The organism is Roseomonas mucosa ATCC BAA-692 (assembly GCF_000622225.1).
Classification (GTDB): Bacteria; Pseudomonadota; Alphaproteobacteria; order Acetobacterales; family Acetobacteraceae; genus Roseomonas; species Roseomonas mucosa.
Window position 1 is genome coordinate 449,497 of record NZ_JHWD01000002.1, and the last position, 24,165, is coordinate 473,661.

Genomic DNA, 24,165 nt, shown 5'->3' on the forward strand with positions numbered 1-24,165 from the left:
TAGTAAAACAAAGTATTAATTGGTGATGTTGAGAACGGCGCGGAATGGTCCCGCCGGGCCTATTCCTCCCCCTGCGTTCCGGCCGCGCGGCGGCGGCCCCAGGGGCCCAGCACCCCCAGGATGATCCCGGCCGAGACCAGTGCCACCCCAGCCATCCCGCCGGGCTCCAGCGCCTCGCCCAGCAGCGGCCAGGCGGCGATGGCGGCCAGGGCGGGCACGAAGGCGGTGATGGTCGTGGCGGTCGCCGCCCCCAGCGCATTCACCGCCCGCGTGTAGAGGAAGCTCGCCATCACCGCCGCGATGACGCCCTGATAGGCGAATTGCCAGAGCACCGGCCCCCAGCCGATGGCCGGCAGGTTGCTGGGCAGGGCGAAGTACCAGAGCGGCAGGAAGACCGGCGCCGGCAGCAGCGAAACGGACAGCACCGCCGTCAGCGCCGGCACGCGCCAGCGCCGCACCAGCAGCGTGTAGACGGACCAGAACACCCCCGCGAGCAGGAATAGCAGGTCGCCGCGCCAGGCGCCCGGATGCTCGCCCAGCGTCGCCCCGGCCAGCAGCGCGATGCCGAGCGCCACCACCAGCAGGGACAGGACGCGCTGCCGCGACCAGCGCTCGCCGAGGAAAACAACCGCCAGGGCGGTGGTGACGAAGGGCAATGTGCCGATCAGCATCACCCCGGCATGGGCGGTCGGGGCATAGGCGAAGCCCGCATAGACGGGCAGCGCGTAGCCGAAGCCGGCGCAGAAGGCGAGCGCCGCGCCCCGGACCAGGGAAAGGCGTGGCCACCCCCGCCAGGCGACCACCGCAAGCCCGGCCAGCAGGCTGCCGGTGAAGCGCAGCGCCGCCATGTCGCCCGCGGTGAAGGCCTGCCTGGTCGAGAGCCGCCCGGACAGCAGGAAGCCCGACCAGCAGACCAGCACGCCCAGCATGCAGAGCAGCCCCAGACGCCACTCCCGGGCCGCCGCCGCGGGGTCGCGGGGCACACGCCCGGGCAGGGCTGCCTCCTCGGCCGACGCCGGGTGCTGCTGGGAGGGACGCGGGATGGACGAGCGGGGTGGCAGGGGCCGGGCGGCGCAATCGGGCATGGCGGCCGAGACTGCGGCAGGTCAGCATCGCTGTCCATTCCCATGGGGCCGGCCTGCCGTGCCCAGCGCCACGGCGATGCTCCCCCACCGGCCCCCTTGCCATCCCCGGCCATGACGCGGGACAAACCGGGACATGAGCCAGACCCTGCCGCGCCTCAGCCCTGGGGATTTCGTCGCCTCGCTGACCCTGCCGGATGCGCAGGGCGGGGCCTGGGACGCGACGCACCAGTTCATCGCCCACCTGCACCGCATCCTGCTGCTGCCGCCCTTCCCGGCGGAGGCGGCGCTGCTGGAGGCGGAGCGCGCGGCCCGTGCCCTCGGCGCCATGCTGGTGCTGGTGGAGGCGGCGCCGCCGGACGGCATCCTGCGCGAGGAAGCGCTGTCCCGCGTCTTCGATCCGGAACGGCAGCTCGCCGGCATGCTGGGCCTGGGAGCGGAGGGCGGCGCCGCGGTGCTGCTGGCGCGCGGCAAGATCGGCCATGTCGCCGCCGGCCCCGGGGCGCTGGAGGAGGTGCTCGACACGCTGGTGCCGCCCGCCCCGCCTGTGCTGCGCAGCGCCCCGGCCCCGGTGCTGATCATCCCCGACATCCTGGAGCCGTCGCTGATCTCCGCCCTGCTGCGGCACTGGCAGGCCGGGGAGAAGATGAAGGACCGCGTGGCCAGCGCCGCCGGCGCCGCCAGTGCCGCCGCCAGCATCAAGCGACGCGCCGATGTCGCGCTGGACGACCGGCAGCTCTATGCCAGTTTCGCCGAGCGCCTGAAGCGGCGCGTGCTGCCGGAGATGATGCGCGCCTTCCGCTTCCGCGCCGCCAGCTTCGAGCCGCCCCGCATCGGCTGCTACGATTCCGCGGATGCCGGGGCCTTTGGCGCGCATCGCGACAACCGCACACCCTTCACCCGGCACCGCCGCTTCGCGCTCAGCCTGAACCTCAACAGCCAGGGGATGGACTATGACGGCGGCACCATCGCCTTCCCCGAATTCGGCCCCGACCGGTATGCGCCGGAGGCCGGCGGCGGTGCGGTCTTCTGCTGCGACCTGCTGCACGAGGCCCTGCCGGTCACGCGCGGCCGCCGCTTCGCGATCTTCACCTTCCTCACCGATGCCGAGGGCGCGCAGGCGGAACAGGACATGATCCGCCAGCGCGGCGCCGGCCAGGGTGCCAACCTGGGGGGCGCCGTCCGGATGCAGGGCTGAACCGCCCCGGCCCGGCGCCCTCCCCGGCCGTCACGCGGCCCGGATCGCCCCCAGGAAGCTGCCCGCCTGGGCACGCAGGCTGGCCGCGCGCTCGGACAGGTCGCCGCTGGCGGCCATGATCTGCGCCGCCGCCGCGCCGGTCTGCTCCGCGGCACCCTGCACCTGGACGATGGCGTCGGCCACCATGCTGCTGCCCTCCGCCATCTGCGCCGCCGAGCGGGCGATCTCGCGCGTCGTGCTGCCCTGCTGCTCCACCGCCGCCGCGATGGCCGTGGCGATCTCGCTGGTGCGCTCCACCGTGCTGCCGATGCCCTGGATGGCGGAAACCGCCTCGGCCGTCGCCGACTGCATCTGGCCGATCTGCGCGGTGATCTCCTCGGTGGCGCGGGCGGTCTGCGCGGCCAGGCCCTTCACCTCCCCGGCGACCACCGCGAAGCCCTTGCCCGCTTCGCCGGCCCGCGCCGCCTCGATCGTCGCGTTCAGCGCCAGCAGGTTGGTCTGCCCCGCAATGTCGGAGATCAGCCGCACCACGTCGCCGATGCGTCCCGCGCTCTCGCTCAGCGAACGCACGATGGAATCGGTGGACTGCACCTCGCTCACCGCCTGCCCCGCCACGCTCGCGGCCTCGCCGACGCGGCGGGTGATCTCGTTGACACTGGCGGCCATCTCCTCCGCCGCCGCCGCCACCGCCTGCACGTCGGCGCTGGACTGGCGGGAGATCTCGGCCACCTGGCGGGCGCGGTCACCGGAATCCGCGGCGGAGGCGGAAACCGCCGCCACCGCCTGGCGCAGCTCGTCGGCCCGGCTGGCCACGCCCTCCACCTGGCGGCCCACCTCGCCCTCGAAGACATCGGCCAGCCTCGCCTGCTCCGTCGCCAGGGTCCAGCTCAGCATCGGCCCGACATAGCCGCCGGCGGCGTCGGTGATGGCGCTGGCCCGCAGGTCGAAGACCTCGTCGCCCAGCTTGATCCGGGTGCGGTGGGGCAGCCGCGCCGGGTCGGAAAGGATCGCACGCACCTCTCCGGGATGGTGGTGGAAGATGTCGATGCTCCGGCCCTTCACCGCCTCCGGCGCACAGGGCAGCACGCCGCGCAGCCGCTCCAGCAGCGCGACCATGCCCGCATTGACGTAGGTGATGCGGAACCCGTCCTTCGGGTCGGCGGTCATGATGCCGACCGGCAACTGCTCGATCATCTGCCCGCGAGCGAAGGCGTCACCCGCCACGGCGCGCAGCCGTTCCAGCGCCTGGGCGATCGCCCCGATCTCGTCGCGCCGGTTGCGGTCGGGCACGGGCCGACCCACGTCGCCGCCGGCGATGGCGGCGACCGCGCCGGCCAGGCGCCGCATCGGCGCCCCGATGGCGCGGGCACTGATCCAGCCGGAAACCGCCAGCAGCAGCGTCACGACGCCGCCCAGGATCAGCGGCAACTTCCACAGCCGCCGGATCGAGCCCGCCACCCCCGTATCCGCCTGCGCCACACGCTCCGCCAGGGCGTGGCCGGTGCTGTCGCCGAGCTCCCGCAGGGCCTAGGCGCCGGGTTGGATCCGCTGGGCCATGATGCCTTCCAGCGCCTCCCCGGCGCCCAGGATCTCGTCCGTCGCCGCGACCAGCTCGGCCGCGAGCTGGCCCGCCTTCCGCACATCCTCCTTCAAACGCTCGGCCATCGGCACGCTCAGCGCGGATTGCAGATGCACCCTCTGCTTCGCGATGGCGGAGCGGATGCGGCGCGTCTGCTGGGCGTCCTGCGTGGCCAGGAAGCGCTGGAGGCCGAAGCGGATGTCGTTCACCGCGTTCTGGAAGCTCGCCATCCGCTCCCGCAGCTCGGTGGCCGCGGAATTGCTGTCCGTATCGAACTCGACGGCGCTGAGCACGCTTTCCATCGTCTGGTCGATGGCGGCGCTGATGGGATAGAAGCGCCCGTCGCGCGCCTGCAACAGGCGCAGGCGGTTTTCGGCCATCTCGTCGACCGCGCCGGCATAGTCCCGCAGCAGCGTGGGCATTTCCGCCAGGCGCGCCTGCAACGCCTCCGGCAACTCGCGCAGGAGAGCCGGCCCCTGCTCCTCCGCCTGCCGCAGCAGTTGCCTCGCCCGCGCCTCGGCGTCCCGCACGGCGTCCCCGGTCTGTGCATCGCGCAGGGTGAGCGCCAGGGCCGGGACGGACTGGACCTTGCCGGACAGGTCGTTGAGGCGCAGCGAGGCCCTGTTGGCGCCGGAGAACTCGTCCTCCTGCCGGGCGATATTGCCGGCTTCCTGCCAGGTCACAGCCGGCAGCATCCCCAGAAGAAGCAGCGTCAGCCCGGCCGAGACCGCCAGTTTCCGTCCCACGGAAAGATCACGATACAGGCGCATTCACACTTTCACCCTTCAAATGGGCGAAGGATACCTCCGGGAAGGTGAAGGGCCGGTGAACGGCGGCACGGCTCCGTCACCAGACTCGTGATGCGCCATCCGAGCCGTATCAAAAAACGACCCCTATCTCGAACTTTGCATCGGTGGCAGTCTGCGCACACGGAATCCCGGCTCCGCCTCTCCCGGGGGCGGGCCTCCGTCACGCAGTGGAAGACGAGGCGCCATGCTGGAGGACTGGAAGCGGCAGCTGCACCTGTGGAGGCGCCAGGTCGTGCGCCCCGGGACGCAGCAGAACATGCAGGCGCTGCTCGTCACCCAGGCCGGGGCAAGGACCGCCCTCGGCATGATCGTGGTCGCGCTGACCGTGCTGGCCGTTCGGCTGATGGAGGATGCCTGCCGGCATTTCGGGCTGGATATCCTCGATACCGCCAGAACCTTCGTTCTTCTGGCCCCGTTTCCCTGAAACGGGCCTGCCGGGGGCATTCCGCCGGCGCGGAAGAGCCCTCCGGCCCCCGCCTCAGCCGGGCCTGCCGCCCCGCAGCAGGAACTCGCGCCCGACCTTGACCCGCGGCACCCCGTCATAGGCCACGATATCCGCCGTGGCGTAGGTCTCGCTCCAGCGATCGGGGATGAAGGAGCCGGTGCCGACGACATCGAGCGGCGCCCTGGCCTCCGACATCACGCGGCACTTGGCGACGGAGAAGCCGGAGGAGGCGATGATCCGCACCTTCGGGAAGCCGGCCTTGTCCAGCGCCTCCCGCATCCGCCAGATGGCGGCGGCGGAAACGCCGGTGCCGACCAGGAAGCGCAATTCCTCCTCGGTGCGGTAGCGGCGGATGGCGCCGGGCATGTTGCGCTCCAGCACCGCGTAGGATTCGCCGGGGTCGAGCGTTTCCAGGTAGCGGCCGCCATGCGTGTCCAGCCGCACGGAGATCCGGCCCGCGGCGGCGAGATCCGGGAAGCGACGGCAGACCTCCAGCCCGTCCGCGATCTCCCGGCCGAAATAGTCGGTCAGCACGGTCAGGTCGTCGTCCGGATAGGTCTCGCGGAACATCTCGGCGGCGCGCAGGGTGGAGCCGGCATAGCCGATCAGCGCATGCGGCATCGTGCCCAGCCCGGCCGGGGTGCCGAACCAGTGGGCGGTGGCGTTGCTGGCATTGCCGACGAAGCCGCGAGCGCCCTCCTTGCGGGCGGCGTCGCCGCCGACGGCGGCGGCATAGGCCATCATCTCCTGCATGTCGGCGCCGGCGCAGTGCCGCGCATCCATGGCCAGGAAGGGGATCCTCGGCAGTTCCAGGCACATCTGGTAGGCGTTGTGCGCGGCGACGCAGGGCGGCCCCACCTGCTGCAGCAGCAGCGTCTCCAGGTCCACCAGCCCCACGAAGGAGCCGGTGACGTAGAGCAGCGGATCGCCGGCGCCGACCCAGCTTCCCTCGGGGTGCATCAGGTCGATCTGCACCTCCAGCCCGCGCTCGGCCGTCACACGCCGCAGCCATTCCAGCGCGAGGCGCGGCGCGGAGATCACGGGCCGACGCAGGAAGACGGCATAGGTGACGCGGCAGTCGCCATGGGCCGTCACGATCGCCTTGGTGCGGTTGAAGTAGCTGTCGGTGCGGGCGGTGATCTCCGCCTCCATCTCCGCCCTGCTCGGGGCCGGTCCTGCCGGGGGCTCCGCCATGCCTCTGTCCTTCCCTCGATCCATCGTCCCGCGCGGCATGCCGTGGGCACCGCGCGCCTTCCCGGCTGACGCACCGCCCAGCCTGGCCCGGTGGACTGTGACATGCCGCCGGGAGGCCACCCATGCCGCCGGGGCGATGCAGATCCGCACCGCGCCCGGCAGGCCGAGCCGGGGGCCCGGGCTACCTGCCCAGGGCTACTGGGCCGCCTGGAGCGGCAGGCTGCTCGCGCCCGGACGACGCGCCTTCAGCTCCTCGGCCACCAGGAAGGCCAGTTCCAGCGACTGCTCCGCGTTCAGCCGCGGGTCGCAGGCCGTGGCGTAGGAGCGGGACAGGTCGGCCTCGGTCAGACGATGCGCGCCGCCCAGGCATTCCGTGACGTCGGCGCCCGTCATCTCCACATGCACGCCGCCGGGCCAGGTGCCCTCGGCCTGATGCACGTCGAAGAAGCTGCGGACCTCGCGCAGGATGGCGTCGAAGGAGCGGGTCTTGTAGCTGCCGGCCGGCACGGTGTTGCCGTGCATCGGGTCGGTGATCCAGGTGACCTTGCGTCCCTCCGCCTTCACCGCGCGCAGCAGCGGCGGCAGGTGCTGCTCCACCTTGCCGGCGCCCATGCGGGTGATCAGCGTCAGCCGCCCCGGCACGTTGCGCGGGTTCAGACGCTCGGTGAGCCGCAGCAGGTCCTCCACCGAGGTGGTCGGCCCGACCTTCAGCCCGATCGGATTGGCCACGCCGCTCAGGAACTCGACATGCGCCCCGTCCGGCTGCCGCGTGCGGTCGCCGATCCAGAGGAAATGCGCCGAGCAGGCATAGTGCCGGCGTGGATGCGTCGAGGGCTCGCGCGTCAGCGCCTGCTCGTAGCCGAGCAGCAGCGCCTCATGCGAGGTGTAGAACTCCGTCTCGTGGAGCTGCGGCGCGTTCTCCATGCCGCAGGCCCGCATGAAGCGCAGCGTCTCGTCGATGCGCGCCGCGAGGTCCTGGTAGCGTTCCGCCAGCGGCGAGCGCGCCACGAAGCCCAGGTTCCAGCGATGCACCTGGTTCAGGTCGGCGAAGCCGCCGGTGGCGAAGGCGCGCAGCAGGTTCAGCGTCGCGGCGGACTGGAGATAGGCGAATTCCATGCGCGCCGGATCGGGCACGCGCGCCGCGGCGGTGAATTCGGGCCCGTTGACGATGTCGCCGCGATAGGAGGGCAGCGTCTCGCCGTTGCGCGTTTCCGTGTCGGAGGAGCGGGGCTTGGCGAACTGCCCGGCCATGCGGCCCAGCTTCACCACGGGCAGGGAGGCGCCGAAGGTCAGCACCACCGCCATCTGCAACAGCACCTTGAAGGTGTCGCGGATGTTGTCGGCCCGGAAATCCGCGAAGGATTCCGCGCAGTCGCCGCCCTGGAGGATGAAGGCGCGGCCTTCCGCCGCATCGGCGAGGCGCGCCGTCAGCCGGTCTGCCTCCCCGGCAAAGACCAGCGGCGGAAAGGAGGCGAGCTTCGCCTCCGCGGCCGCGAGGTCGTTGCTATCGGGGTAGTCGGGCACCTGGCGGATCGGCATGTCGCGCCAGGATCCGGGGTGCCAGTCCTTGCTGGTCATCGTTGTGGCGCTTCCGTTTTCGGGGGCGGGACCATAGCGGCGGTTCCGGCCCCTGGGAAAGCCCCCCCTGGGAAAGCCCCCTTGGGAAAGCCCCCTTGGGAAAGCCTCCTTCCTCCCGGGGGCGGTCCCGCCTGCGGACTACACCTCCTCCCGGCCTTCTTCGTCCTGCATGTCCCCCGCCCGCCGGGCGGGGGAGCGAAGGGTGACGAATTCCTCGGCGGCGGTCGGATGGATGCCGATGGTGGCGTCGAGCTGCGCCTTGGTCAGCCCGTTCACCACCGCCACGGCGAAGCCCTGGAGGATCTCCGGCGAATCCTCGCCCAGCATGTGGATGCCGAGCAGGCGGTCGGTCCGCGCATCCACCACCACCTTCATCAGGCTACGCCGCCCTTCCCGCTTGCTGATCGTGTGGCGCATCGGGGTGAAGCGGGTGAGATAGATGTCGGTCGGCCCCCGCGCCGCGGCCTCCTCCTCGGTCAGGCCGACGCTGCCGATCGGCGGCGAGGAGAAGACGGCCTTGGGCACGTTGTCATAGGAGGCGCGGCGCGACCGGCCACCGAACAGCGTGTCGGCCAGGGCATGACCCACCGCCGTCGCCATGGGCGTCAGGTTCAGCTTGTCGGTGACATCGCCCAGCGCGTAGATATGCGGGACGCTGGTGGCGTGGTCCTCGTCCACCACCACGGCGCCGCGCGCATCCACCGCCACCCCGGCCTCGGCCAGCCCCAGGCCCTGGGTGGCCGGTTCGCGCCCGACCGCCACCAGCACGGCATCGGCTTCCAGCACCCGGCCGGAGGCGAGGTTCACGATCCGCCCGTCACCCGCCGGACCGAAGCCGGTGATGGTCTCGCCCGGGTTGATCTTGATGCCCTGGGCGATGAGCGCCTCGGCCAGCCCTTCCCGCAGTTCCTGGTCGAAGCCGCGCAGGGGCCATTTCTGGCGGTAGGTCAGCACCACCTCCGAACCCAGCGCGTGCAGCAGCCCGGCGAACTCGACACCGATATAGCCGCCACCGACGATGATGATCTTCTCCGGCCGCTTCTCCAGGGTGAAGAGGTCGTCCGAGATCATCACGCAGTCGATGCCCGGCAGGTCCGGCCGGATCGGACGGCCGCCCACGGCGATGACGATGCGCTCCGCGGTCACCCGCTCCTCGCCCACCTGCAGGGTGTGCGCGTCGATGAAGCGGGCATGCGCCTCGAAGACCTGGGCGCCGTTGCCCTCCAGCAGCCGGCGGTAGATGCCGTTGAGGCGCGCGACCTCCTTGTCCCGCGCCTCCTTCAGCACCGACCAGTCATGGCCGCGCTTCTCGATGTCCCAGCCGAAGGCCGCCGCATCCGCCGCCCACTGGCCGTATTCCGCCGCCTGCACCATGATCTTCTTGGGCACGCAGCCGACATTGACGCAGGTGCCGCCCCAGAAGCGGCTCTCGGCGATGCCCACCCGCGCGCCATGGCCGGCGGCGATCCGGGCGCAGCGCACGCCGGCACTGCCGCCGCCGATCACGAAAAGGTCGAAGTCGTAGGAGGACATCCGGAATCCTTGGCTGGAGGTCTGGGGGCTGAGAGGCTGGGAGGGTTCTCTGTTCCGCCGCCCTAGGTCGGGCCTTCCGGCGCCCGGGGCAAGACCCGGCCCCACGCCCGGCCGGAGACCGGGGCCGCGTCGCGGGCGGGTCAGGCCTGCCGGCGCCGGACTCATACGAACGGTGGCTTCCCCTGCGCCTCCACCTGCTCCCGGGGGTCGAGCCGCAGAATAACGGTCACCACCAGAGCCAACGAAAGGCCAGAGCCTGAGGACCAGCTTCCGTCCCCGGCGGAGAGGGGGTCCGGTGGGAGAGGCAGGGCCTCTCCCACCGGCGACCGGCCACGAAGCGCAGCGCAGGGACCGTCCGTATCAGCCCGCCGCCAGCCAGACCGCCGCGTTGCCGGGCAGCCCGACCTCGCCCTCCGGCAGCAGGCTGGCGGCGAGGAGGCGGCCTTCCGGCAGGGGCACCGGGGTCTTGCCCAGATTGATGACGACCCGCACCGCCCCGTTGCGCAGCGCCAGCACGGAAGGCGGGGAGGCTTCCCAGACCAGATCCCCCTGCCCCAGCCCATGCTCCCGGCGCAGGCGCAGCAGATGGCGGTAGAGTTCCAGGGTGGAGCCCGGCACGCCCTCCTGCCGGTCCACGGCATAGGCGCGGAAACCCTCCGGCTGCGGCAGCCAGGTCGCTCCGGCCGGGCTGAAGCCGAAGCCCGGTGCCTCCGCCTCCCAGGGGATCGGCACCCGGCAGCCGTCGCGGCCGGTCTCCACCCCGCCGGTGCGGAAGAAGGAGGGGTCCTGGCGGTGGCGGGCCTCCAGCGTCGTGTGCTCCGGCAGGCCCAGTTCCTCGCCCTGGTAGATATAGGCCGAGCCCGGCAGGGCCAGGGTCAGCAGCGCCATGGCGCGGGCACGTCGCAGGCCCAGCGCCTCGTCCGGCTGCTCGCCCGCCGCATCGATGCCGAGCGGGCGGGAGCCCGGCACGGCCAGCCCGTAGCGGGAGGCATGGCGCACCGTGTCGTGGTTGGACAGGACCCAGGTGGTCGGCGCGCCGACGGCGGCGGCGGCCCCGAGGGAGCCGTCGATCACCCGCCGCAGCTCCGCCGCGTCCCAGAGCGCGGTCAGGTAGTCGAAGTTGAAGGCCTGCTGCATCTCGTCCGGGCGCACGTAGCGGGCGAGGCGGGACGGCGGCTTCACCCAGGCCTCCGCCACCATCATCCGATCGCCGGGATAGGAGGCCAGCACCCGGTGCCAGTCGCGGTAGATCTCGTGCACCCCCTCCTGGTCCCACATCGGCCCCATGTCGCGACGCTCCTCGCCCTCGATCATGGTGGCCTGGCCGCTCCATTCCGGCAGGCCCGGCGCCTTGACCAGCCCATGCGCGACATCGACGCGAAAGCCGTCCACGCCCCGGTCGAGCCAGAAGCGCAGGATGCTCTCGAACTCGGCGCGGACCTCCGGATGCGTCCAGTCGAAATCCGGCTGCCGCCGGTCGAAGAGATGCAGGTACCACTGCGTGTCGCCGGGCGCGCGCGACCAGGCGGAGCCGCCGAAGACGCTGCGCCAGTCGTTGGGCGGCACATCGCCGGCGGGACCGCGTCCGTCGCGGAAGATGTAGCATGCGCGCTCCGGGCTGCCGGCCGGGGTGCGGAGGGCGGCCTGGAACCAGGGATGCTCGTCCGAGCTGTGGTTGGGCACCAGGTCCACGATCACCCGCAGCCCCAGCGCATGGGCCCGCTCCAGCAGGCGGTCGAAATCCGCCAGCGTGCCGAAGAGCGGGTCCACGGCCCGGTAGTCCGCCACGTCATAGCCGCCATCGGCCTGCGGCGAGCGGTAGAAGGGCGAGAGCCAGACCGCATCCACCCCGAGCCGCGCCACATGGGGCAGCCGGGCCGCGATGCCCGGCAAATCACCCATGCCGTCGCCGTCGGAATCCGCGAAGGAGCGCGGGTAGATCTGGTAGATCACGGCCGAGCGCCACCACTCGGCGCCGGGATGGCTGGCGGAAGGAAGGGCCGCGGTCGCGACTTGGTCCATGCCGGTCGTCCTGCTTGCTTGGTTCTGCTGCGCCCAACACCCGCCATGCCGTTGGGTTGAGGCGAAACCGGGGTGGCCACCGCCCCTGGGTTTTGTTGCAGCGCAACATGGAGGGCGCCGGTGCGGGATCAAGACCGCTGCCGGCCCGGCGGTCCGCAGGCTGGAAGCGAAACCTTGCCGGTCCTTCTGGCGAACCGCTCCACCCCTTCGGCAATCTCGGCACCAAGCGGCCGGAATGGAGGGGCACCTGCTGCGCCTTCACGCGAAAGAGGCCCAATTCCAAGGCATATTGCCTATCCCTTCACCGGGCCGCCCTTCTCGGCCGAGGCCATTCCCCGGCACGAGCCTTGCTAACCGATTGTTCCAGCATCGCATCCGGCGGCCCTCCCGGGACCGCCAGGAACCAAGGAAAACAGGGAGTTGCCGATGTCGGGACGCATGGAGGCCAGGGCTGGCCGGGTGGGCACGGGTCCGCATCCGGTGGACCGGATGCTGCCGCTGCCGAAACTGGTGCCGCTCGCGCTACAGCACGTGCTGGTCATGTATGCGGGCGCCGTGGCCGTGCCGTTGATCATCGGGCGGGCGCTGAACCTCGCCCCCCAGGAAGTCGCCTTTCTGATCTCGGCGGACCTCTTCGCCTGCGGCCTCGCGACGCTGGTGCAGTGCCTGGGCTTCCCCGGCTTCGGCATCCGCCTGCCGGTGATGATGGGGGTGACCTTCGCCGCCGTGGGACCGATGCTGTCCATGGCCGCCGCGCCCGATGTCGGGCTGCTGGGCATCTACGGCTCGGTGATCGCGGCCGGCATCTTCGGGGTGCTGGTGGCGCCCTTCGTCAGCCGGCTTCTGCCGCTCTTCCCACCCGTGGTCACGGGCACGATCATCCTGGTGATCGGCATCTCGCTGATGCGGGTGGGCATCAACTGGGCCGGCGGCGGGCTGCCCATGCTGACGCGCGTCGTCGACGGCGTGCCCTATTCCTATGCCAACCCGAATTACGGCCAGCTCACCGGGCTGGGCATCGCGCTCTTCGTGCTGCTGGTGATCCTGGCGCTGATCAAGTGGGGGCGCGGCTTCGTGGCCAATGTCGCGGTGCTGCTGGGCATCGTCGCGGGCTCGGTGCTGGCCAGCCTGATGGGGGTGATGCATTTCGAGCGCGTCCTGGCCGCCCCCTGGTTCGCGGTGGTGACGCCCTTCCACTTCGGGATGCCGACCTTCCACCTCGTGCCCATCGTCACGATGTGCATCGTGATGGTCGTGGTGATGATCGAATCTCTGGGCATGTTCCTGGCCCTGGGCGAGATGACCGATCGCCCCGTGGACCAGGATGCGCTGAGCCGCGGGCTGCGCGCCGACGGGCTGGGCACGCTGCTGGGCGGCATCTTCAACACCTTCCCCTACACCTCCTTCTCGCAGAATGTCGGGCTGGTGGGCGTGACCGGTGTGCGCTCGCGCTGGGTGACGGTGGGCGCCGGCGTGATCATGCTCGCCCTGGGCCTGCTTCCGAAGATGTCGGCGCTGGTGGAGGCCGTGCCGCAGGTCGTTCTCGGCGGCGCCGGGCTGGTGATGTTCGGCATGGTGGCGGCCACCGGCGCACGCATCCTCACCCATGTCGATTTCCGCAACAACCAGAACAATCTCTTCGTCGTCGCCCTGTCCGTGGGCTTCGGCATGATCCCGCTGACGGCCCCGAACTTCTTCCGCGCCCTGCCGCACGAGCTGCACCCGCTGCTGGAATCTGGCATCCTCCTGGCCTCCATCGTCGCAGTGTCCCTGAACGCCTTCTTCAACGGCCTGGGCAGCCGCGAGCACGCCCGCAGCGAGGCCACCACGGCAGCCGCGGCGGCGGAACACGTCTGATACGGGCGGCGGGCTGCCGGTCGCGCTGCACGCCCGGACGTCGCGCCGCCCCCGCCCCCCCTTTTCCGCCAGGAACCTGGTCAAACGTACAGGTTTGACCCTGGACCTCCCGCCCGCCGGCCCCGGCTGACGCGAGAGCCGGCCCCTTGCCACCGGACCACGCCGCTGCCCTGCCGGCCTGGCGGATTGACCTCGCCCGTCGCAGGCGACAGCCTCCCCGCCACGCAGCGGAGGAACCCCGATGGCCGACGAGAAACTGGTCCTGTCGGAGCGGCAGGGGCGGGTGGGCCTGATCACGCTCGACCGTCCCAAGGCGCTCAACGCACTCAGCGATTCGCTGATGGCGCAGCTTGGCGAGGCGCTGCTCGCCTTCGATGCCGACGAGGAGGTCGGCGCCATCGTGCTGACCGGCAGTGAGCGCGCCTTTGCCGCCGGGGCCGATATCCGGGAGATGAAGGACCGCCGCTTTCCGGACGTGTACCGGAACGACTTCATCGGCCAGCGCTGGGAAACGATCCTGCAGGTGCGCAAGCCGGTCATCGCGGCGGTGGCGGGCCATGCGCTGGGCGGTGGCTGCGAGCTGGCGATGATGTGCGACATGATCGTCGCCGCCGACACGGCGAAGTTCGGCCAGCCGGAGATCAGTATCGGCATTCTGCCCGGCGCCGGCGGCACGCAGCGGCTGACCCGGGCCGTGGGCAAGTCCAAGGCCATGGACCTGATCCTGACCGCGAGGATCATGGACGCCGCGGAGGCCGAGCGCAGCGGGCTGGTGGCGCGGGTGGTCCCGGCGGCGGAGCTGCTGCCTCAGGTCCTGGAGATGGCGGCGCGGATCGCCGCCCTGCCCCCGACCTCGGTCGCCATGGCCAAGGCCGCCGTCAACGCCGCCTTCGAGACCACGCTGCGCGAGGGCGTGCGGCTGGAGCGCCAGCTCTTCCTGAGCCTCTTCGGCACGGCGGGGCAGGTCGAGGGCATGGCCGCCTTCGTCGAGAAGCGGAAGCCCGATTTTGGGCGCGGCTGACCGCCGGCCGGCCGGACGGCGGCCAGCCGCGGGCAGCACAGCCATGCGGGCCTTTCGCCGGCGTCCGGTTCGGGGAGAGTTCCCCCCAGGCGCGCCCATCCCGGGAACTGCCCCAAGGAACGTGCCAGGAGACGTACCAGGGTGGCCAGGCGGCCGGCCACCCGGCGGGCACCACCACCCCTCCTGCGAGGGGCTTTGCGGTTGACTTCGCAGCCGGTCGGGGTCTAGAAGCCCCGACCTTCTGCTGTCCCCCTTGGTCCTGTCCTGGAGGGTGGCGGCGTTCCACAGACAGATCGGCAGTCAGTACAGCTCATGGCGAACACGCCCTCTGCGCGTAAGCGCATCCGTCAGACCGAGAAGCGCAACGCGCGCAACACCGCCCGCCGCTCCCGCGTGCGCACCTTCCTGCGCAAGCTCGAGGACGCGCTGACTGCGGGCGACAAGAGCCAGGCCCAGGCCGCCTTCCAGGCCTTCCAGCCCGAGATGATGCGCGCCGTCACGAAGGGCGTCCTGCACGCCAACACCGTGGGCCGCAAGCTCTCCCGCCTGTCCGCCCGCGTGAAGGCGCTGGGCGCGACGGCGCAGGGCTAAAAATTCGATCACACCTTCAGTAGGTGTGTTGACGGCCCGGATCGTTCTGATTCGGGCCGTAATTTTTGCAGGATTTTCAAAGCAGTTAGCCGACGAGGCTAAGACATCATCCGAATTCGGGTTGGTGCTCTATAGCTTCGTTGCAACAGTGTGACTCCGGAGTCGGAGCGCCGCTCTGACTCTTCTTGATCGGTTCCGGGCTTCGCGCTGTTGTGCCCCTCCCACCCTGGCCGGGGGCTCTGCGCGAGGCTCTCCTCCCCCCTCCCGGGGGCGGCAGGTCCGGCCGGGGTCAGGCCAGAATGTCCGGTCCTGTCGGCCGGTCGAGGGAGAGCGGCGCGAGCCGCGGTTCGGAGAGAGGATGCGGATGCTCATGCAGCAGGAAGACCTCGGCGGCACCTCTCCCGCCCTCTCCGGCGCCAACCTGGATTCCTCCAACGTCACCGAAGCCTGGACGCGCATCCGCGGCCGCCTGCGCGAGGAAATCGGCGAGATCGAGTACCGCACCTGGATGCGCCAGATGACGCTGGCAGCCATCGAGGGCGAGGAGGCCGTGGTGCAGGTGCCCTCGCGCTTCCTGCGCGACTGGCTGCGCAGCCAGTACGGGGACCGGCTGCGCGCACTCTGGCAGGCCGAGAACCTGGGCGTTCGCCGGGTGGATATCCGCGTGGCCCCGGCACCGGCACCCGATGGCGCGGCGGTGGATGGCGAGGCCATGCCGCGCGCCGTGCCGGAGCCGGCACGCCCGGCCGAGGCCCGCGCGGCCGATTCCCGCAGTGCCGACCCCCGCAACGACTGGGCCGCGCCGCTCGATCCGCGCTTCACCTTCGACAGCTTCGTGGTCGGCAAGCCGAACGAGTTCGCCTATGCCTGCGCCCGCCGCGTGGCGGAGAAACCGGCGAGCCCGGGCTTCAACCCGCTCTTCCTCTATGGCGGCGTCGGGCTGGGCAAGACGCACCTGATGCACTCGATCGCCTGGGCGCTGCGCGAGCCGGGCCTCGACCGCTCGGTGGCCTATATGTCCGCCGAGAAGTTCATGTACCGCTTCATCGCGGCGCTGCGCTCGCAGAGCACGATGGAGTTCAAGGAGAGCCTCCGTTCCGTCGACGTGCTGATGATCGACGACCTGCAGTTCCTGATCGGCAAGGACAACACGCAGGAGGAGTTCTTCCACACCTTCAACGCGCTGGTGGATGCCGGCAAGCAGATCGTGGTCTCGGCCGACAAGTCGCCCTCCGACCTGTCGGGGCTGGAGGACCGGCTGCGCACGCGGCTCGGCTGCGGCATGGTGGCCGATATCCACGCCACCACCTACGAGCTGCGGATCTCGATCCTGGAGGCCAAGGCACAGGCGGCGGGCATCCCCGTGCCGGCGCGGGTGCTGGAATACCTCGCGCACAAGATCACCTCGAACGTGCGGGAGCTGGAGGGCGCGCTGAACCGGCTGATCGCCCATTCCGGCCTGTTCGGCCGCCCGGTGACGCTGGAAAGCTGCCAGGAGGTCCTGCACGACATCCTGCGCGCCCATGATCGCCGCGTGACGATCGAGGAGATCCAGAAGCGGGTCGCCGAGCACTACAACATGCGCCTCGCCGACATGTCCTCGGCCCGCCGGGCGCGCAACGTGGCGCGGCCGCGCCAGGTGGCGATGTACCTGGCCAAGCAGCTCACCTCGCGCTCCCTGCCCGAGATTGGCCGCAAGTTCGGCAACCGCGACCACACCACGGTCATGCACGCCGTGGCCAAGGTGCAGGAGCTGATGCAGCAGGATGCCGGCTTCGCCGAGGATGTCGAGCTGCTGCGGCGCATGCTGGAGACCTGACCCCCCCACGCCCCCGCTCCGGTGCCCCGCCTAGCCCGCCCGTCCTGCCGGGCCACGCCGAAATGCGGCCGGTGGCCCCGCTTCCCCGGGTTTGGGCGGGGTGATAGGAATGTCTCCTTGTCAACACTGGGTCCCTGGCTCCGGGGCCCCCAACAGCTATCGAGGATAGGCGCCGATGAAGTTCACGGTGGACCGGGCGGTGCTGCTGAAGGCGCTCGCGCATGTCCAGAGCGTCGTCGAGCGTCGCAACACCATCCCCATCCTGGCCAACGTCCTGCTGGAGGCCGCGGAAGGCCGTCTGACGCTGACCGCCACCGACATGGAGATCGCGGTGGTGGAGGAGATCACCACCGGCGTCGAGGTGACGCAGCCGGGCCGCTGCACCGCACCGGCGGCGACGCTCTACGAGATCGCGCGCAAGCTGGGCGACGGGCTGAAGGTGGAGTTCGACCAGGCGGGTGGCGACGCGCCGCTGGGCCTGCGCGCCGGGCGCTACGTGACCTCGCTGATGGTGCTGCCGGTCGAGGACTTCCCGGCGATGACGGAAGGCAAGCTGCCGCACCGCTTCGTCCTGCCCGCCGCGACGCTGCGCGAGCTGGTGGACCGCACCCGCTTCGCCATCTCCACCGAGGAGACGCGCTACTACCTGAACGGCATCTACCTGCATGTGGCCGAGGGCGAGGGCGGCAAGGTGCTGCGCGCCGTGGCGACCGACGGGCACCGCCTCGCCCGTGTCGAGGCGCCGCTGCCTGAAGGCGCCTCGGGCATGCCGGGGGTGATCGTGCCGCGCAAGACGGTGGGTGAGGTGCGGAAGCTGGCCGACGAGGCCTCGGGTGAGGAGGCGACGGTCGAGGTGCGCCTTTCCGACACCAAGATCCAGTTCCGCCTGGGCCCGGTGACGCTGACCTCGAAGCTGATCGACGGCACCTTCCCGGAATACGAGCGCGTCATCCCCAAGGGGAACGACAAGGAGCTCAAGGTTGATCGCGCCCTCTTCGCCCAGGCGGTGGACCGGGTGGCGGCGATCTCCTCCGAGCGTTCCCGGCCGGTGAAGCTGGCGCTGGGCAAGAACCAGCTCGTCCTCACCGCCTCCTCCCCCGAGCAGGGGCAGGCACGCGAGGAGCTGGATGCGGATGCCGTCAGCTACGCCTCCACGCCGCTGGAGATCGGCTTCCAGGCCCGCTACCTGAAGGACATCACCGACCAGGTGCAGGGCCAGGTGGTGTTCCGCTTCTCGGACGGCTCCGCCCCCACCATCGTGCAGGACGAGGACAAGGCCAGCGCGCTCTACGTGCTGATGCCGATGCGGGTCTGACCCGCCCTTCCCTGCCTCCCGCACGGATTGTCCGGGCGCCGCCACGTCGCCATCTGTGATGGCGACGTGGCGGCCCGCTCCCGCCGGAACCCGCTCCCCCTTCCCCGCGCCCGGGGAAGCAGGCCGGTCCGGCCCCGGGAGCGTGGCGCCGCCCCCAGGAAGCCTTCGGGACCCGCTTGACCCTTCCCCTCCAGAACGCCCCGCCCGGCCTGCGCCTGACACGGCTGATGCTGCGGGATTTCCGCAGCCATGCCGCGACGGATCTGCGCCTGGAGTCGCCGCTGGTGGTGGTGGCGGGGGAGAACGGCACCGGCAAGACCAACCTGCTGGAAGCGATCAGCCTGCTGGGCCCCGGGCGGGGGTTGCGGGGGGCGCGCAACCTCGACTTCTGCCGCCGCGCGGCGGAGGGCGCCCTGCCCTGGGCCGTCAGCGGCCGTTTCGAGGCGCCACACGGCCCCTTCGACCTCGGCACCGGCACGCCGCCGGAAGGGCCGATGGACAAGCGCGTGCTGCGGCTCAACGACGGGCCGGTGCGCTCCCAGGCGGAGCTCGGCGCGCTGGTCGCCGCGGTCTGGCTGACGCCGCAGATGGACCGGCTCTTCCAGGAGGGTGCCTCCGGCCGCCGCCGCTTCCTCGACCGCCTGGCCTGGGCGCTGGAGCCCGGCCATGCGCGCGAGGTCGCGGGCTACGAGACCGCCATGGCCGGGCGCAATCGCCTGCTCTCCGAAGGCCGGCGTGACCCGGCCTGGATCGCCTCGCTGGAGGATGCCATGGCCCGGCACGGCGTGGCCGTGGCCGCCGCGCGCCGCGCCCTGATCGCCCGGCTGAACGCGGCGCTGGAGGCGGGCACCGCCGGCGCCTTCCCGGCCGCCCGCTGCGCCCTGTCCTGCGAGATCGCCGCGATGCTGGAGGAACAGCCCGCCCTGGCGGTGGAGGATACGCTGCGCGAGCGCCTCGCCGTCAACCGGGGGCGCGATGCGTCGGCGGGGCTGGCGACGGAGGGCCCGCACCGCTGCGACCTGCTGCTGCGCCACCTGCCGCGCGACCTGCCGGCCGAGATCTGCTCGACCGGCGAGCAGAAGGCGCTGCTGGTTTCCGTGATCCTGGCCCATGCCGCGCTGATCGCCGCCGCGCGCGGCTTCGCCCCCCTGCTGCTGCTGGACGAGGTGGCGGCGCATCTCGATGCGGCCCGCCGCGTGGCGCTGTTCGAGGCACTGGCCGCCCTGCCGGCGCAGTGCTTCCTGACGGGCACGGACCCGGAGGTCTTCGCGCCTCTCCAGGGCCGTTCCCAGGCCTTTCTGGCCGGCCACCAGGGCCTGTGCGCCGCCTGATCTTTCCTCACCCCGCTCAGGCCTGTCCTGGCTGGCGGAAAATCCAGCTTTGCCAAGGGAAAAGCCGAGGATTCCCGATGCGGCGTGGCCCCGGAATCCCTATATTGGGCGGGAGCTTCGACTACGGTTTTCCGAAAGGTTCCAGCACCTGATGTCCGACCCCGCGCTTCCAGAACAGTCCCCTTCCGGCCAGGAGGGCGGGGAAGCCTATGACAGTGCCTCCATCACCGTGCTGCGTGGCCTGGACGCCGTCCGCAAGCGACCGGGCATGTATATCGGCGACACGGATGACGGCTCGGGCCTGCACCACATGGTCTTCGAGATCGTGGACAACTCCGTGGACGAGGCCCAGGCGGGCTATGCCACCCATGTCGATGTGGTGATCAACGCCGACGGCTCCGTCACCGTCACCGATGACGGCCGCGGCATCCCCGTGGACCTGCATGTGGAGGAAGGCATCTCCGCCGCCGAGGTGGTGCTGACGCGGCTGCATGCGGGCGGCAAGTTCAACCAGAACTCCTACAAGGTTTCCGGCGGCCTGCACGGTGTCGGCGCGGCGGTGGTGAACGCCCTGTCCGAGCGGATGGAGGCACGCATCTGGAAGAATGGGCGCGAGCACGTGATCCGCTTCGCGCATGGCGATACGGTGGCGCCGCTGGAGGATATCGGCCCCTCCGGCCATCCCACAGGCACGCAGGTCACCTTCAAGCCCAGCGCCGCGACCTTCTCGAAGACCGATTTCGACTACGAGCGGCTGGAGAAGCGGCTGCGCGAGCTGGCCTTCCTCAATTCCGGCCTCCGCATCACGTTGCAGGACGACCGGCCCGTGGAAGGTACCGCGGAAGGCGCGGCCGAGCCGCGCCGCACGGTCTTCCACTACGAGGGCGGGCTTGCCGCCTTCGTCGAATATCTCGACCGTTCCAACAAGCCGATCTTCTCGCCCCCTGCCGCCGCGACCGGCGAGCAGACGGTGGAGCGCAATGGCGAGAGCAAGACGATCCGCGTCGAGTTCGCGCTGCGCTGGACCGACAGCTTCCACGAGACCATGCACTGCTTCACCAACAACATCCCGCAGCGGGATGGCGGCTCGCACCTCGCGGGCTTCCGCCAGGCGCTGACGCGGGTGCTGGGCAAGGTGGCGGAGCAGGCGGCGAAGAAGGACAAGACCGCGCTGTCCGGCGAGGACATGCGCGAGGGGCTGACCGCCGTGCTCTCGGTGAAGGTGCCGGACCCGAAATTCTCCTCCCAGACCAAGGAGAAGCTCGTTTCCTCCGAGGTGCAGCCGGTGGTGCACTCGGTCGTCGCCGATGCGCTGGACCATTGGTTCGAGACGCACCCCAAGGAAGCCAACGAGATCGTCCGCAAGTGCCTCGATGCCGCCGCGGCGCGCGAGGCCGCCCGCAAGGCGCGCGACCTGACGCGGCGCAAGGGCGTGCTCGACATCTCCTCCCTGCCCGGCAAGCTCGCCGATTGCCAGGAGCGCGATCCGAGCAAGGCGGAGATCTTCATCGTCGAGGGTGACTCGGCCGGTGGTTCCGCCAAGCAGGGTCGCGACCGCGCCTTCCAGGCGATCCTGCCGCTGCGCGGCAAGGTGCTGAACGTCGAGCGCGCGCGCTTCGACAAGATGCTGTCCTCGGAGCAGATCGGCACGCTGATCACCGCGCTCGGCGCCGGCATCGGCCCCGACCCGGCGAATGGCGGCTTCGACCCGGCCAAGCTGCGCTACGGCAAGATCTGCATCATGACCGACGCGGACGTGGACGGCTCCCACATCCGCACGCTGCTGCTGACCTTCTTCTTCCGGCAGATGCCGGAACTGATCGAGCGCGGGCATCTCTTCATCGCCCAGGCGCCGCTCTATCGCGCCAAGCGCGGCAGTGAGGAACGCTACCTCAAGGACGACGCGGCGATGGAGGAGTACCTGCTGGAGAAGGCGCTGCACAACGCGGCGATGACGCTCAGCGACGGTACGGCGCTGGAGGGTGAGGCGCTGCGCGAGGAGGTGCAGAAGCTGCGCGAGGTGTCGCGCCGCATCCGCCGCGCCTCCGGCAACCTGCCGCTCTGGATCGGCGAGCAGGCCGCGCTGGCCGGTGCCATGGCCGTGGCCAATGACGGTCAGGCGGCGCAGGCCCTGGCGCGGCGGCTGAACGAGCTGTCGCTGGAAACGGAGCGCGGCTGGTCCGCCTCGCTGGACGAGGCCGGGCTCAAGCTGGGCCGCACCGTTCGCGGCGTGGCCGAGCGCTATTCCCTGGAACCCGCCCTGCTGCGCGGCGCCGACGCGCTCTGGCTGGAGGAGCGGCGGGAGTCCCTGGCCGGGCGCTACGGCAGCGGCGTCACCCTGCGCTTCGAGGGGCGCGAGGACCGTTCGGCCGGTCCGCTCTCGGCGCTGGACCGCGTCTTCCAGCAGGGCCGCAAGGGCCTGACCATCCAGCGCTTCAAGGGGCTGGGCGAGATGAACCCGGACCAGCTCTGGAAGACCACGCTGGACCCGGCGGCGCGCACCATGCTGCGGGTGAAGGTGGATGACGCCGACGAGGCCGGGCAGATCTTCGCCACGCTGATGGGCGACGTGGTCGAGCCGCGCCGCGAATTCATCGTCGGCAATGCGCTGAAGGTGGCGAACCTGGACGTCTGACGCCCGCCCTGCCCATCGCGGCGGACAGGACGACCGATACCGGCAGGGCCGGGCCTTCCGGGGCCCGGCCTTTTTCCTGCCCATCCGGCTGGAAAGGGCAAAGAACCTCTTTTTGTAAGATCATTCCAAAATTTAGTCCAAAACTGTCTCTGAAAGGTGCATAAGCCTCGCAGGGGAGATGCGATGGACCGTCAGGGACGAGAAGATCGCCATTCAGAAGGGCCGAGGCACCGAGCCTGCCTTCGGTTGGCGACCCGCCTCGCGCTTCTGCTGCCGGGCCTCCTCCTGCCCGTTCTTCCGCCGGCCCTCGCGACGGCGCCGGCCCAGGACAATGCCGTGGCCGCCCTGCCGGTCCAGGCTTCTCCCGGTCGCACGGGGGCCAACGCTTCCTTCGAGGCGCTGATGCGCGCCGGGGACCAGGCGATGCTGCGCGGCGACGTGTCCCGCGCCCGGGCCATCTACCAGCGGGCCGTGTCGCTCGACCCGCAATCCTCCGCCGCCTGCCTTTCCCTGGGCTCCACCTACGACCCGAACATGCTGGCCACGATCGAGGCCCGGGGCGGCGGGCTGATCGACGCAGCCAAGGCCCGCGAGTGGTACGAGCGCGCGCGGGCGCTGGGCCATCCCGCCGCCGACCGCGTGCTGGGACGGCTGCCATGATGCGGCGGCCCGCGCGCCACGAAAGGAACCCGGCACCATGAACCGCCGAAACCTGCTGGCCGGGCTGGCCGGCGGCCTCGCCCTTCGCGCGGCCGCCGCCGACGCGCAGGCCCTGCCCCCGCTCGTGCCCCCTTCCGGGGCCGCCGCGCCGCTGCGCAACGACGACACGCTGGGCATCATGGCCGCCGGGCTGGACGGGACCTATATCCGCTTCGCCGACGACATCTCCAACGTGCTCGACGGGGTGGAGGGGCTGCGCATCCTGGCCATGATCGGGCGCGGCTCGCTGCAGAACCTGTCGGACCTGCTCTACCTGCCCCGGGTGGATCTCGCCTTCGTGCAGTCGGACGTGCTGGCCGCGGCCGCGCAGCAGCGGCTCTTCTCCGGCCTGCAACAGCAGGTGAGCTACATCGCCAAGCTCTATGACGAGGAAGTGCACGTCTTCGCCCGCCCCGGCATCGCGCGGCTGGAGGATCTCGCCGGACGCCGGGTGAATGTGGAAAGCCGCCAGTCCGGCACGGCGATGACGGCGCAGTTCCTCTTCGCGCAGCTCGGCCTGCGGGTGCAGACGGTGAACCTGCCCTCGAACGATGCCACGGAACTGCTGCGCCGGGGCGAAATCGACGCGCTGGTGCGCATCGCCGGCAAGCCGGCGCGCTTCTCCACCCCTCTGCCCGAAGGGACGCGGCTCCTGCCGATCCCGCTGTCCGACCCGCTGCTGGAGGCCTATCTCCCCGGCACCTTCACGGCGCGCGACTATCCCGGCCTGATCCCGGAGGGCGAGAGCGTGGACACGGTGGCGGTGGGCGCGGTCCTTGCCTGCTACAACCACCAGATCCCGATCCGGCGCGAGCGGCTGCAACGCTTCTCCCGGGCCTTCACGCAGAAATTCGATGCCTTCCTGCAGCCACCACGGCACCCGAAATGGCGCGACGTGAACCTCTCCGCGACGCTGCCGGGCTGGACCCGCTTCGATCCGGCGCCGCAGGCCGCGCCTGTCGCCGCCCCCCCGGCATCCCGTTCCCGGCAAGCGGCGCGCTCCCGCCTTCCGGCCGGTTTCGCAGCGGACTGACGGCACAGCCGGCCCCTCGCCGCCGGGAACCACGGAGGTTGTGGGCATCCTTTCCGGAGCAAATCTTTCTATGGTCGCAATTAAGAGCGCCTAACTAAACCCGGTATGATGCGTTTCTGTGGGCATGGCGAAGCCTTTGGTTTCTGATGATCTCTGGGCGGCGATTGAGCCGCTGTTGCCGCCCGAGCGGCCCAAGCCCAAGGGCGGGCGGCCGCGGCTGGCGGACCGGGCGGCATTGACGGGGATCGTGTTCGTGCTGGTCAGCGGCATCCCATGGGAGAGGCTGCCCGCCGAGATGGGCTGCGGCTGCGGGATGAGTTGCTGGCGGCGGCTGCGCGACTGGCAGGCGGCCGGGGTCTGGGCCGCCTTGCACCGCCTGCTGCTGGAGCGGTTGCAGGCTGCGGGGCAGATCGACTGGCGGCGG

Annotated in this window: 19 protein-coding genes; 12 read left to right on the forward strand and 7 right to left on the reverse strand. The window is 70.9% G+C overall.

Translation table 11 applies throughout. The features are described from left to right. Window positions 1–59: 59 nt before the first annotated feature. Window positions 60–983, reverse strand: coding sequence for a DMT family transporter (locus BT98_RS0104680; RefSeq protein ID WP_019460947.1), 924 nt, complete (start codon window positions 981–983; stop codon window positions 60–62). A 235-nt stretch (window positions 984–1,218) separates the two neighbouring features. Here BT98_RS0104680 and BT98_RS25935 point away from each other — a divergent pair, with 235 nt between their 5' ends. Beyond that, the gene (locus BT98_RS25935) at window positions 1,219–2,280 is read left to right on the forward strand and encodes a 2OG-Fe(II) oxygenase family protein (protein WP_019460946.1); all 1,062 of its coding nucleotides are present in this window, start codon (window positions 1,219–1,221) and stop codon (window positions 2,278–2,280) included. 30 nt (window positions 2,281–2,310) lie between these two features. On the opposite strand, the gene BT98_RS23265 is transcribed toward BT98_RS25935, so the two are convergent. Both BT98_RS23265 and BT98_RS0104695 read right to left on the reverse strand, forming a co-directional pair. After that, complete coding sequence (locus BT98_RS23265) at window positions 2,311–3,738, reverse strand: methyl-accepting chemotaxis protein (RefSeq protein WP_019460945.1); 1,428 nt, start codon at window positions 3,736–3,738, stop codon at window positions 2,311–2,313. A gap of 69 nt (window positions 3,739–3,807) precedes the next feature. Beyond that, window positions 3,808–4,629 (reverse strand): hypothetical protein, encoded by an 822-nt coding sequence (locus tag BT98_RS0104695; protein ID WP_019460944.1) that lies wholly within the window; start codon window positions 4,627–4,629, stop codon window positions 3,808–3,810. A gap of 223 nt (window positions 4,630–4,852) precedes the next feature. Here BT98_RS0104695 and BT98_RS0104700 point away from each other — a divergent pair, with 223 nt between their 5' ends. Then, a complete protein-coding gene (locus BT98_RS0104700; protein WP_019460943.1) occupies window positions 4,853–5,092 on the forward strand; it encodes a hypothetical protein in 240 nt (79 codons plus the stop codon). Between the two features lie 54 nt (window positions 5,093–5,146). On the opposite strand, the gene BT98_RS0104705 is transcribed toward BT98_RS0104700, so the two are convergent. The 4 genes from BT98_RS0104705 to BT98_RS0104720 form a co-directional block, all read right to left on the reverse strand. Further along, window positions 5,147–6,307 carry a beta/alpha barrel domain-containing protein gene (locus BT98_RS0104705; protein WP_026033152.1) on the reverse strand — a complete coding sequence of 387 codons (1,161 nt, stop codon included), beginning with the start codon at window positions 6,305–6,307 and terminating at the stop codon, window positions 5,147–5,149. 195 nt (window positions 6,308–6,502) lie between these two features. Then, window positions 6,503–7,885: a class II 3-deoxy-7-phosphoheptulonate synthase gene (locus BT98_RS0104710; protein WP_019460941.1), complete on the reverse strand. Its 1,383-nt coding sequence runs from the start codon at window positions 7,883–7,885 to the stop codon at window positions 6,503–6,505. Window positions 7,886–8,023: 138 nt separating this feature from the next. Next, on the reverse strand, window positions 8,024–9,418 hold the full coding sequence (gorA, locus tag BT98_RS0104715; protein WP_019460940.1) for a glutathione-disulfide reductase: 1,395 nt from the start codon (window positions 9,416–9,418) through the stop codon (window positions 8,024–8,026). Between the two features lie 360 nt (window positions 9,419–9,778). Beyond that, on the reverse strand, window positions 9,779–11,440 hold the full coding sequence (locus tag BT98_RS0104720; protein WP_019460939.1) for a glycoside hydrolase family 13 protein: 1,662 nt from the start codon (window positions 11,438–11,440) through the stop codon (window positions 9,779–9,781). 426 nt (window positions 11,441–11,866) lie between these two features. Here BT98_RS0104720 and BT98_RS0104725 point away from each other — a divergent pair, with 426 nt between their 5' ends. The 10 genes from BT98_RS0104725 to BT98_RS0104770 all read left to right on the forward strand — a co-directional run. Further along, entirely contained in the window at window positions 11,867–13,297 is a 1,431-nt protein-coding gene (locus BT98_RS0104725) for a nucleobase:cation symporter-2 family protein (protein ID WP_202801191.1), read from the forward strand. Between the two features lie 241 nt (window positions 13,298–13,538). Continuing rightward, window positions 13,539–14,318 carry an enoyl-CoA hydratase gene (locus BT98_RS0104730; RefSeq protein WP_019460937.1) on the forward strand — a complete coding sequence of 260 codons (780 nt, stop codon included), beginning with the start codon at window positions 13,539–13,541 and terminating at the stop codon, window positions 14,316–14,318. A 312-nt stretch (window positions 14,319–14,630) separates the two neighbouring features. Further along, complete coding sequence (gene rpsT / locus BT98_RS0104735; protein WP_019460936.1) at window positions 14,631–14,909, forward strand: 30S ribosomal protein S20; 279 nt, start codon at window positions 14,631–14,633, stop codon at window positions 14,907–14,909. A gap of 364 nt (window positions 14,910–15,273) precedes the next feature. Beyond that, a complete protein-coding gene (dnaA, locus tag BT98_RS0104740; RefSeq protein ID WP_019460935.1) occupies window positions 15,274–16,728 on the forward strand; it encodes a chromosomal replication initiator protein DnaA in 1,455 nt (484 codons plus the stop codon). A gap of 175 nt (window positions 16,729–16,903) precedes the next feature. Then, complete coding sequence (gene dnaN, locus BT98_RS0104745; protein WP_019460934.1) at window positions 16,904–18,043, forward strand: DNA polymerase III subunit beta; 1,140 nt, start codon at window positions 16,904–16,906, stop codon at window positions 18,041–18,043. 176 nt (window positions 18,044–18,219) lie between these two features. After that, the gene (gene recF / locus BT98_RS0104750) at window positions 18,220–19,374 is read left to right on the forward strand and encodes a DNA replication/repair protein RecF (RefSeq protein ID WP_019460933.1); all 1,155 of its coding nucleotides are present in this window, start codon (window positions 18,220–18,222) and stop codon (window positions 19,372–19,374) included. Window positions 19,375–19,525: 151 nt separating this feature from the next. Next, complete coding sequence (gene gyrB, locus BT98_RS0104755) at window positions 19,526–22,009, forward strand: DNA topoisomerase (ATP-hydrolyzing) subunit B (protein ID WP_019460932.1); 2,484 nt, start codon at window positions 19,526–19,528, stop codon at window positions 22,007–22,009. A 246-nt stretch (window positions 22,010–22,255) separates the two neighbouring features. Continuing rightward, the gene (locus BT98_RS0104760; protein ID WP_019460931.1) at window positions 22,256–22,669 is read left to right on the forward strand and encodes a hypothetical protein; all 414 of its coding nucleotides are present in this window, start codon (window positions 22,256–22,258) and stop codon (window positions 22,667–22,669) included. 37 nt (window positions 22,670–22,706) lie between these two features. Beyond that, a complete protein-coding gene (locus tag BT98_RS23270; RefSeq protein ID WP_019460930.1) occupies window positions 22,707–23,741 on the forward strand; it encodes a TAXI family TRAP transporter solute-binding subunit in 1,035 nt (344 codons plus the stop codon). A 124-nt stretch (window positions 23,742–23,865) separates the two neighbouring features. Beyond that, the coding region (locus BT98_RS0104770; RefSeq protein ID WP_027297159.1) for an IS5 family transposase at window positions 23,866–24,165 on the forward strand (300 nt) is incomplete at its 3' end.

What these genes read in the sequence shown, in the direction of transcription:
- BT98_RS25935 (WP_019460946.1), top strand. Translation starts at nt 1,219, where the DNA reads ATGAGCCAGACCCTGCCGCGCCTCAGCCCTGGGGATTTCGTCGCCTCG.
- BT98_RS0104695 (WP_019460944.1), bottom strand. Translation starts at nt 4,629, where the DNA reads ATGCGCCTGTATCGTGATCTTTCCGTGGGACGGAAACTGGCGGTCTCG.
- BT98_RS0104700 (WP_019460943.1), top strand. Translation starts at nt 4,853, where the DNA reads ATGCTGGAGGACTGGAAGCGGCAGCTGCACCTGTGGAGGCGCCAGGTC.
- BT98_RS0104705 (WP_026033152.1), bottom strand. Translation starts at nt 6,307, where the DNA reads ATGGCGGAGCCCCCGGCAGGACCGGCCCCGAGCAGGGCGGAGATGGAG.
- BT98_RS0104710 (WP_019460941.1), bottom strand. Translation starts at nt 7,885, where the DNA reads ATGACCAGCAAGGACTGGCACCCCGGATCCTGGCGCGACATGCCGATC.
- gorA (WP_019460940.1), bottom strand. Translation starts at nt 9,418, where the DNA reads ATGTCCTCCTACGACTTCGACCTTTTCGTGATCGGCGGCGGCAGTGCC.
- BT98_RS0104720 (WP_019460939.1), bottom strand. Translation starts at nt 11,440, where the DNA reads ATGGACCAAGTCGCGACCGCGGCCCTTCCTTCCGCCAGCCATCCCGGC.
- BT98_RS0104725 (WP_202801191.1), top strand. Translation starts at nt 11,867, where the DNA reads ATGTCGGGACGCATGGAGGCCAGGGCTGGCCGGGTGGGCACGGGTCCG.
- BT98_RS0104730 (WP_019460937.1), top strand. Translation starts at nt 13,539, where the DNA reads ATGGCCGACGAGAAACTGGTCCTGTCGGAGCGGCAGGGGCGGGTGGGC.
- rpsT (WP_019460936.1), top strand. Translation starts at nt 14,631, where the DNA reads ATGGCGAACACGCCCTCTGCGCGTAAGCGCATCCGTCAGACCGAGAAG.
- dnaA (WP_019460935.1), top strand. Translation starts at nt 15,274, where the DNA reads ATGCTCATGCAGCAGGAAGACCTCGGCGGCACCTCTCCCGCCCTCTCC.
- dnaN (WP_019460934.1), top strand. Translation starts at nt 16,904, where the DNA reads ATGAAGTTCACGGTGGACCGGGCGGTGCTGCTGAAGGCGCTCGCGCAT.
- gyrB (WP_019460932.1), top strand. Translation starts at nt 19,526, where the DNA reads ATGTCCGACCCCGCGCTTCCAGAACAGTCCCCTTCCGGCCAGGAGGGC.
- BT98_RS23270 (WP_019460930.1), top strand. Translation starts at nt 22,707, where the DNA reads ATGAACCGCCGAAACCTGCTGGCCGGGCTGGCCGGCGGCCTCGCCCTT.